The sequence below is a fragment of the Actinotalea sp. C106 genome, from assembly GCF_023630195.1.
Classification (GTDB): Bacteria; Actinomycetota; Actinomycetes; order Actinomycetales; family Cellulomonadaceae; genus Actinotalea.
In genome coordinates, this window is sequence record NZ_JALPKN010000160.1 from 1 (window position 1) to 7,266 (window position 7,266).

At 72.4% G+C, this 7,266-nt stretch carries 7 protein-coding genes; 3 read left to right on the forward strand and 4 right to left on the reverse strand.

Annotated elements, in window-relative coordinates:
* Positions 1 to 1,583: Clp protease N-terminal domain-containing protein (locus L0B03_RS11420; protein ID WP_250445911.1), on the reverse strand; the 1,583-nt coding region annotated here is incomplete at its 3' end.
* A 179-nt stretch (positions 1,584 to 1,762) separates the two neighbouring features.
* Here L0B03_RS11420 and L0B03_RS11425 point away from each other — a divergent pair.
* Together L0B03_RS11425 and L0B03_RS11430 are read left to right on the forward strand one after the other, a co-directional pair.
* A complete protein-coding gene (locus L0B03_RS11425; RefSeq protein WP_250445912.1) occupies positions 1,763 to 2,584 on the forward strand; it encodes a hypothetical protein in 822 nt (273 codons plus the stop codon).
* Positions 2,581 to 3,591 carry an alpha/beta hydrolase gene (locus tag L0B03_RS11430; RefSeq protein ID WP_250445913.1) on the forward strand — a complete coding sequence of 337 codons (1,011 nt, stop codon included), beginning with the start codon at positions 2,581 to 2,583 and terminating at the stop codon, positions 3,589 to 3,591. The genes L0B03_RS11425 and L0B03_RS11430 overlap by 4 nt, the downstream gene beginning before the upstream one ends.
* 67 nt (positions 3,592 to 3,658) lie before the next feature.
* On the opposite strand, the gene L0B03_RS11435 is transcribed toward L0B03_RS11430, so the two are convergent.
* Complete coding sequence (locus L0B03_RS11435; RefSeq protein WP_250445914.1) at positions 3,659 to 4,156, reverse strand: septum formation family protein; 498 nt, start codon at positions 4,154 to 4,156, stop codon at positions 3,659 to 3,661.
* A gap of 124 nt (positions 4,157 to 4,280) precedes the next feature.
* On the opposite strand from L0B03_RS11435, the gene trmB reads away from it, so the two are divergent.
* The gene (gene trmB, locus L0B03_RS11440; protein ID WP_250445915.1) at positions 4,281 to 5,036 is read left to right on the forward strand and encodes a tRNA (guanosine(46)-N7)-methyltransferase TrmB; all 756 of its coding nucleotides are present in this window, start codon (positions 4,281 to 4,283) and stop codon (positions 5,034 to 5,036) included.
* A 45-nt stretch (positions 5,037 to 5,081) separates the two neighbouring features.
* Here the strand turns inward: trmB and L0B03_RS11445 are convergent, their stop codons facing one another.
* Entirely contained in the window at positions 5,082 to 5,444 is a 363-nt protein-coding gene (locus L0B03_RS11445; protein WP_250445917.1) for a DUF779 domain-containing protein, read from the reverse strand.
* An 85-nt stretch (positions 5,445 to 5,529) separates the two neighbouring features.
* Positions 5,530 to 7,053 carry an aldehyde dehydrogenase family protein gene (locus L0B03_RS11450; RefSeq protein WP_250445916.1) on the reverse strand — a complete coding sequence of 508 codons (1,524 nt, stop codon included), beginning with the start codon at positions 7,051 to 7,053 and terminating at the stop codon, positions 5,530 to 5,532.
* Positions 7,054 to 7,266 lie beyond the last annotated feature (213 nt).

Sequence of the window (7,266 nt, forward strand, 5' to 3'; positions counted from 1 at the left end):
GCGCCGTGGCCCGCCCCGCCGTGGTCGAGCTCGGCGGCCTCGGCCGCGGCGATCTCCTTCTCGACGGCGGGGATCTCCCCGTAGAGGAGCCGGGAGGCCCCCGCGAGGTCGCCCTCGCGCTGGTGCCGCTCGGCCACGACCCGCAGCTCGTCGAGCCGCACGCGCAGGTCACCGAGGCGGTTCTGCCCGGCCTTCTCGCGCTCCCACCGGGCGGTGAGGGCGGCGAGGTCCTCGCGGCGGTCGGCGAGCTCGGCCCTCAGCTTCTCGAGGCGGTCCCGCGAGGCGTCGTCGTCGGCCTCGGACAGGTGCAGCTCCTCCATGGAGAGGCGGTCGACGGCGCGGCGGAGCTCGTCGATCTCGACCGGCGAGGAGTCGAGCTCCATGCGCAGCCGCGAGGCCGCCTCGTCGATCAGGTCGATGGCCTTGTCGGGCAGCTGGCGGGCGGTGATGTAGCGGTCGGACAGGGTCGCCGCGGCGACCAGGGCTCCGTCGGAGATCCCGACCTTGTGGTGGGCCTGGTAGCGCTCCTTGAGCCCGCGCAGGATCGCGACGGTGTCCTCGACGCTGGGCTCGCCCACGTAGACCTGCTGGAAACGGCGTTCGAGGGCCGGGTCCTTCTCGATGCGCTCGCGGAACTCGTCGAGGGTGGTGGCCCCGATGAGGCGCAGCTCGCCGCGGGCCAGCATGGGCTTGAGCATGTTGCCGGCGTCCATGCTGCCCTCGGCCGCCCCGGCGCCGACCACCGTGTGCAGCTCGTCGATGAAGGTGACGACCTCGCCGTCGGAGGCCTTGATCTCGTCGAGGACGGCCTTGAGGCGCTCCTCGAACTCGCCGCGGAACTTGGCCCCCGCGACCATCGAGGCGAGGTCGAGGGAGATCAGCCGCTTGCCGCGCAGGGACTCGGGGACGTCCCCGGCCACGATGCGCTGGGCGAGGCCCTCGACCACGGCCGTCTTGCCGACGCCGGGCTCGCCGATGAGCACGGGGTTGTTCTTGGTGCGGCGCGAGAGCACCTGGACCACACGGCGGATCTCCCCGTCGCGGCCGATCACCGGGTCGAGGCGACCGTCGGCGGCGGCGGCGGTGAGGTCGACCCCGTACTTCTCCAGGGCCTTGTAGGTGCCCTCGGGGTCCGGGCTGGTGACCCGGGCGGTGCCGCGCACGGTGGGCAGGGCGTCGAGGAGGGCCTGGCGCGTGGCGCCGGCGGACGTGAGCGCGTCTGCGGCGGACGAGCTGCCCGCGGCGAGGCCGAGCAGCAGGTGCTCGGCCGAGATGTACTCGTCGCCGAGGGCCTGGGCCTCGGTCTGAGCGGCGGCGAGGGTGGCGTTGAGGGACCGGGAGGAGGTGGGCTGGCCCACGGCCTCGCCGCTCACCGCGGGCAGGGCGGTGCGGACGGCCTCGACGCGTCGGGCCAGGGCGGCACGGTCGGCCCCCACCGCGTCGAGCAGGCCGACCGCCACACCACCGCTCTGCTGGAGCAGGGCACCGAGCAGGTGGATCGGCTCGATCTGGGGGTTGTTCGAGGCCGACTGGATCGCGCCGGCGAGGGCCTCCTGGGCCTTGGTCGTGAACTTGGAGTCCATGGTGCGTGCGCCTCCGTGCAGGGTGTCGGTCGTCTGACCGGGCAACGAGCTCAGAGTTGAGTCTATTCCACTCAACTCTGGCGAGCGACCCGATCCGCGGCCCGTCACCTCGACGTCGTCGCCGACCGCACGCCTCCGGACATGCCGGAGCCCAGGGTCGCGGCCTAGAGTTCTGAGCCATGCGAACCCGTCGCCTGCTGGGCGCCACGACCGTGACCCTGCTCCTCGCCGCAGTCCTGACCGGATGCGTCAAGGTCGACCTCGACCTGCAGCTCCAGCCGGACGACACCATCGACGGCTCCCTCGTCTTCGCCGTCTCCTCCGACCTCGCCGAGACGCTGGGCGAGGACGGCGCGACCCTCTCCGAGGGCGTCCAGGAGGAGCTGCTCGGCGAGGGCGCCCCCGAGAACGCGACCAGCGAGCCCTACGACGACGGCGAGTACGTCGGCTCGACGCTGGCCTTCGAGGGCGAGAGCCTCAGCGAGCTCGCCGGAGACGAGGACCTGCAGATCACCCGCGACGGCGACGAGTTCGTCGTCACCGGCGTGCTGGACCTGACCGACACCGGCGCCGAGGGGGTGCCCGGGCTCGACGTCGAGCCCCAGGTGCGGATGGCCGTGACCTTCCCCGGGGAGGTCACCGAGCACGACGGCGAGCTCGAGGGCACCACCGTCGTGTGGACCCCGGTCCCCGGCGAGCGCACCGAGCTCAACGCCCGCGGGTCCGCCATCGCCGACGAGAGCCTCGCCGGCCAGGTCGAGGACCTCGTCGCGGACGTGACCGGCCAGGGCGACGGCGAGGGCAGCGGCCTGGCCTGGTGGCTGCTGGTCCCCGCGATCGGCCTCGCCCTGCTGCTCGTGATCGGCCTGGTGCTGGTCGTCGTGCTCAGCGCGCGCCGACGCCGGCGCCAGGCCGCGAACCGCACCGAGGCGGAGGGCATCGCCAACGACCAGGCGACCTCCTACGGCCCGGTCGACGACGGGCCGGGCGAGCTGCGGTGAGCCCGGGCGCGATGGCAGGCGGGGTGCCGACCGGCCAGGCCTCCGCCTGGCACCCCGACGTCCTCGGCGAGGGGTGGGAGGCGCTGACCGTCCCGCTGCTCCCCGACGACCAGGGCGAGGCGGTCACGACCCTCGTCCGCCGGGTGCGCACCGAGGGCGAGCCGAGGCGTCGTCGGGCCGTCCTCTACGTGCACGGATACGTCGACTACTTCTTCCAGCGGCACCTCGCCGAGGTGTGGGAGGGCGCAGGGTTCGACTTCTACGCCCTCGACCTGCGCAACCACGGTCGGTCGATGCTGCCGCACCAGCAGCCCAACGCGGTGACGGACATCGCCCTGCACGCCGAGGAGCTCGACCGCGCGGTGGCCGTCGTGCGGGCCGAGGGCCACGAGGTCGTCGTCGGTCACGGGCACTCGACGGGGGGCCTGGTGCTGAGCCTGTGGGCCCACGCCCGCCGGGACCGGCCGCAGGGCCCCGTGGTGGACGCCCTGGTGCTCAACAGCCCGTGGTTCGACCTCAACCGGTCGCGGTTCGACCGGGTGGTCACGACGGCGGCCCTTGAGGTGGTCGGCGGCCTCGCCCCGCGCCTGGTGGTCGGGCAGCTGGCGCCGCACTACGGCCGGCACCTGCATGTCGGCACAGGGGGCCGGTGGGACTACGACCTCGCCTGGAAGCCGCACGACGGGTTCGGGGTCCGGGCCGGGTGGATGCGCTCGATCCGACGCGGGCACCGCGCCGTGGCCCGCGGGCTCGTGATCGACGTGCCGGTGCTCGTGTGCGCCTCGAGCGCGAGCGGCCCGCACGACCGGTGGCACGACTCGCTGGACCGCACCGACAGCGTGCTCGACGTCGACCAGATCATCGCGCGAGCCCCCGGCCTGGGGCCCGACGTCACCGTGGTCCAGGTGACCGACGGGGTGCACGACCTGATCCTCTCCGCCGAGCCTGCCCGTCAGGCCTACGCCGACGCGGTCACGGCATGGCTCGCGCGCCGACTGCCGGCATGACGACGGCGCCCCGGCCGTGGAAGCCCGGGGCGCCGTGGTCGATCAGGTCGAGCGGGGCGGTGCAGGGTCAGCGCTGGGCGCCCTTCAGCGAGCCCGTGACGCCACCCTCCATGTCGAGCACCAGGCACAGGACCTCACGGTCGTCGAGGGTCGTCCAGGTGTCCTCGGACGGGGACAGCGTGCTCATCTCGAGCTCGGAGTCGTAGTAGTCGGTGCCGACGAAGGTCGCGAACTCCTCGAGGCAGTAGTCGTTCGCCACCGTCCCGACCTCGTCAAGACCGGGGAACTCGCCGTCGTCGAGCATCGTCGACGCGTAGGCTTCGCTGTCGTGGGGCTGGTCGCAGGGCACCGTCGGCAGCGAGCTGACCTCGGTGCCCATCTCGGCGGACTCGAGGCAGTCCCCCACCCGGATGGCGAAGACGTCGGCGTCGCTCGCCTCGGTGATCTCGCCGGTCTCGGCATCACGCTCGGGCTCGCCCGCGCCGAAGATGGCCGAGCAGCCCGAGAGGCCGACGAGCAGGAGGGCGGCGGCGCCGACGGCGGCCGGACGGGTGAACGTGCGCATGGGTGTCCTTCGATAGCGGGGCGGGAGGGGCTGCGGGCCCCGATGCCCAGGCAGCCGAGGAACGCTATCGGAAAGCTCATCCGCGCGGCGCCGCCCTTCCCCCGGATGCGCGAGAATTCACCTCGTGCCCCTCGCCGACGACCAGCTGCCCGACTCCTTCGACCAGCTGCCCGGGCGTGCCCACCAGAACATCCGCACCTTCCACCCGCGGCGCGTGCCCCTGAGCCGGGCCCAGCGCGAGGCCCTGACCGACCACTGGCCGGCGGTGGGGTTCTCGGTGCACAACCCCGACAACGGCACTCCCCCGCTGACCGCCGAGGGGCACCTGGACACCGTGGCCCTCTACGGACGTGCCGCACCCCTGGTCCTGGAGATCGGCTCGGGGATGGGCGAGGGGGTCGCCCAGATGGCTGCGGCCGACCCCGACCGCGACTACCTCGCCGTCGAGGCCCACGTCCCGGGGATCGCGGGGGCCGTGCAGCGCATCACCGAGGCGGGGCTCACCAACGTCCGGATCGCCCACGGCGACGCCCTCGCCCTGGTCAAGGCCCACGTCCCCGAGGGGTCCCTGGACGCGGTGCACATCTACTTCCCCGACCCGTGGCCCAAGAACCGCCACCACAAGCGCCGAATCGTCCAGGCCCGGCACGTCGAGCTCTTGCGCGCCCGGCTGCGGCCCGGCGGCACCCTGCACTGCGCGACCGACTGGGAGCACTACGCCGAGCAGATGCTGGCCGTCGTCGAGGCAGACCCCGGCCTGACCAACCTGCACGACGGCTACGCCCCGCGGCCGGCCCACCGACCGGTCACCAAGTTCGAGCAGCGCGGCATCGACCTGGGTCACGCCGTGCGCGACGTCATCGCGGTGCGGACGGGCTGAGCGGGGCCGACGGGCTGAGCGGTGCGGACCACGTGAGTCCGGACCTCACCCCACGACCGGGTTCAGAGCAGCGTCCTCGTCCTCGCTGAGCAGCCGGGACCGCAGCAGGAACCGCACCCCCTCGGGGGCCTCGAGGGAGAACCCCGCCCCTCGGCCCGGCACCAGGTCGACGGTCAGGTGGGTGTGACGCCAGTACTCGAACTGGGCCCGGCTCATCCACATCGGCACGACGAAGCCCTCCCCCTCGCCGTCGTCGTCGGCCTCGACCCGCAGGTCACCGAGGTGGACGTCGGCATCACCGAGGATGAGATCGCCGTCGGGGTAGCACATCGGGGAGGACCCGTCGCAGCACCCTCCGGACTGATGGACCATGAGCTCGCCGTGCTGGTCCCGGAGCTGCCGCAGCATCGCCGCGGCAGCTCCGGTCAGCGCGACCCGTTCGGGGATCGCGGTGGTCACAGCACCTCCAAGGTCGACGGGTTCGCCGGACGGCTCAGAAGAACCCGAGCTTCTCGCCCGAGTACGAGACGAGCAGGTTCTTGGTCTGCTGGTAGTGGTCGAGCATCATGCGGTGGTTCTCGCGCCCGACCCCCGATCCCTTGTACCCGCCGAAGGCCGCCGCGGCCGGGTACGCGTGGTAGCAGTTGGTCCACACCCGGCCGGCCTGGATGTCCCGGCCTGCGCGGTAGGCGATCGTCGCCTCGCGCGACCAGACGCCGGCACCGAGGCCGTAGAGGGTGTCGTTGGCCGTCGAGATCGCGTCGGCGTAGTCGGTGAAGCTCGTGACGGCCACCACCGGGCCGAAGATCTCCTCCTGGAAGATCCGCATCGAGTTCTTGCCCTCGAAGATCGTCGGCTGGACGTAGTAGCCGCCGGCCAGATCGCCGTCCAGGTGCGCCCGGGCTCCCCCGGTCAGCACCTTGGCTCCCTCCTCCTTGCCGATGTCGATGTAGGACAGGATCTTCTCTAGCTGGTCGTTGGAGGCCTGGGCGCCGATCATGGTCTCGGTGTCCAGCGGGTTGCCGGGGCGGATGGCCTCGGTCCGGGCGATCGCGTCGCCCAGGAACTGGTCGTAGATCGACTCCTGGATGAGCGCCCGGGACGGGCACGTGCAGACCTCGCCCTGGTTGAAGGCGAACATGACGAAGCCCTCGAGGGCCTTGTCGTAGTAGTCGTCCCGGGTGCGGGCCACGTCCTCGAAGAAGAGGTTCGGGGACTTGCCCCCCAGCTCGAGCGTGACCGGGATGATGTTCTGGCTCGCGTACTGCATGATCAGCCGCCCGGTGGTGGTCTCCCCCGTGAAGGCGATCTTGCGGATCCGCGGGCTCGAGGCCAGGGGCTTGCCCGCCTCGACGCCGAACCCGTTCACCACGTTGAGCACCCCCGGCGGCAGGATGTCCGCGAGCAGCTCCATGAGCACCAGGATCGAGACGGGGGTCTGCTCGGCGGGCTTGAGCACCACGCAGTTGCCGGCCGCGAGCGCCGGCGCGAGCTTCCACACCGCCATGAGCAGCGGGAAGTTCCACGGGATGATCTGCCCGACGACGCCCAGCGGCTCGTGGAAGTGGTAGGCGATCGTGTCGCCGTCGATCTCCGAGATGGAGCCCTCCTGCGCGCGGATCGCCCCCGCGAAGTAGCGGAAGTGGTCGATCGCGAGGGGCAGGTCGGCGCCGATGGTCTCCCGGACAGGCTTGCCGTTCTCCCAGCTCTCCGCGATGGCGAGCTGCTCGAGGTTGGCCTCCATCCGGTCCGCGATCTTGTTGAGGATCACGGCCCGCTCGGTGGCGGTGGTCTTGCCCCAGGTGCGCGCGGCCCCGTGCGCGGCGTCCAGGGCACGCTCGATGTCCGCCCCGTCCCCCCGGGCGACCTCGGCGAAGGTCTTGCCGGTGACGGGCGTCGGGTTCTCGAAGTAGCGGCCCGACTCCGGGGCGACGTACTCGCCACCGATCCAGTGGTCGTAGCGCTCGCGGAAGCTCGCGGGGCTGCCGGTGGTGCCCGGCGCGGCGTACACGGTCATCGGTGACCTCCATGCGGGTGGGCTGGGCGCAGGTCGTGCACCCAGGGGCGCCGCACCGTTGCGGCGCGCCACGAGCGCGACGCTAGGTCCGCGAGGGTTGCAGGACCGTTGCAGGCCGGGCGAAAGCCGATCAGGCCAGACGGCGGTCGAGCAGCGCACTCCTGGCCTCGGCCCGCACCGCGGCGCACGAGCCGGGCTGCTCGAGGTCCGCCA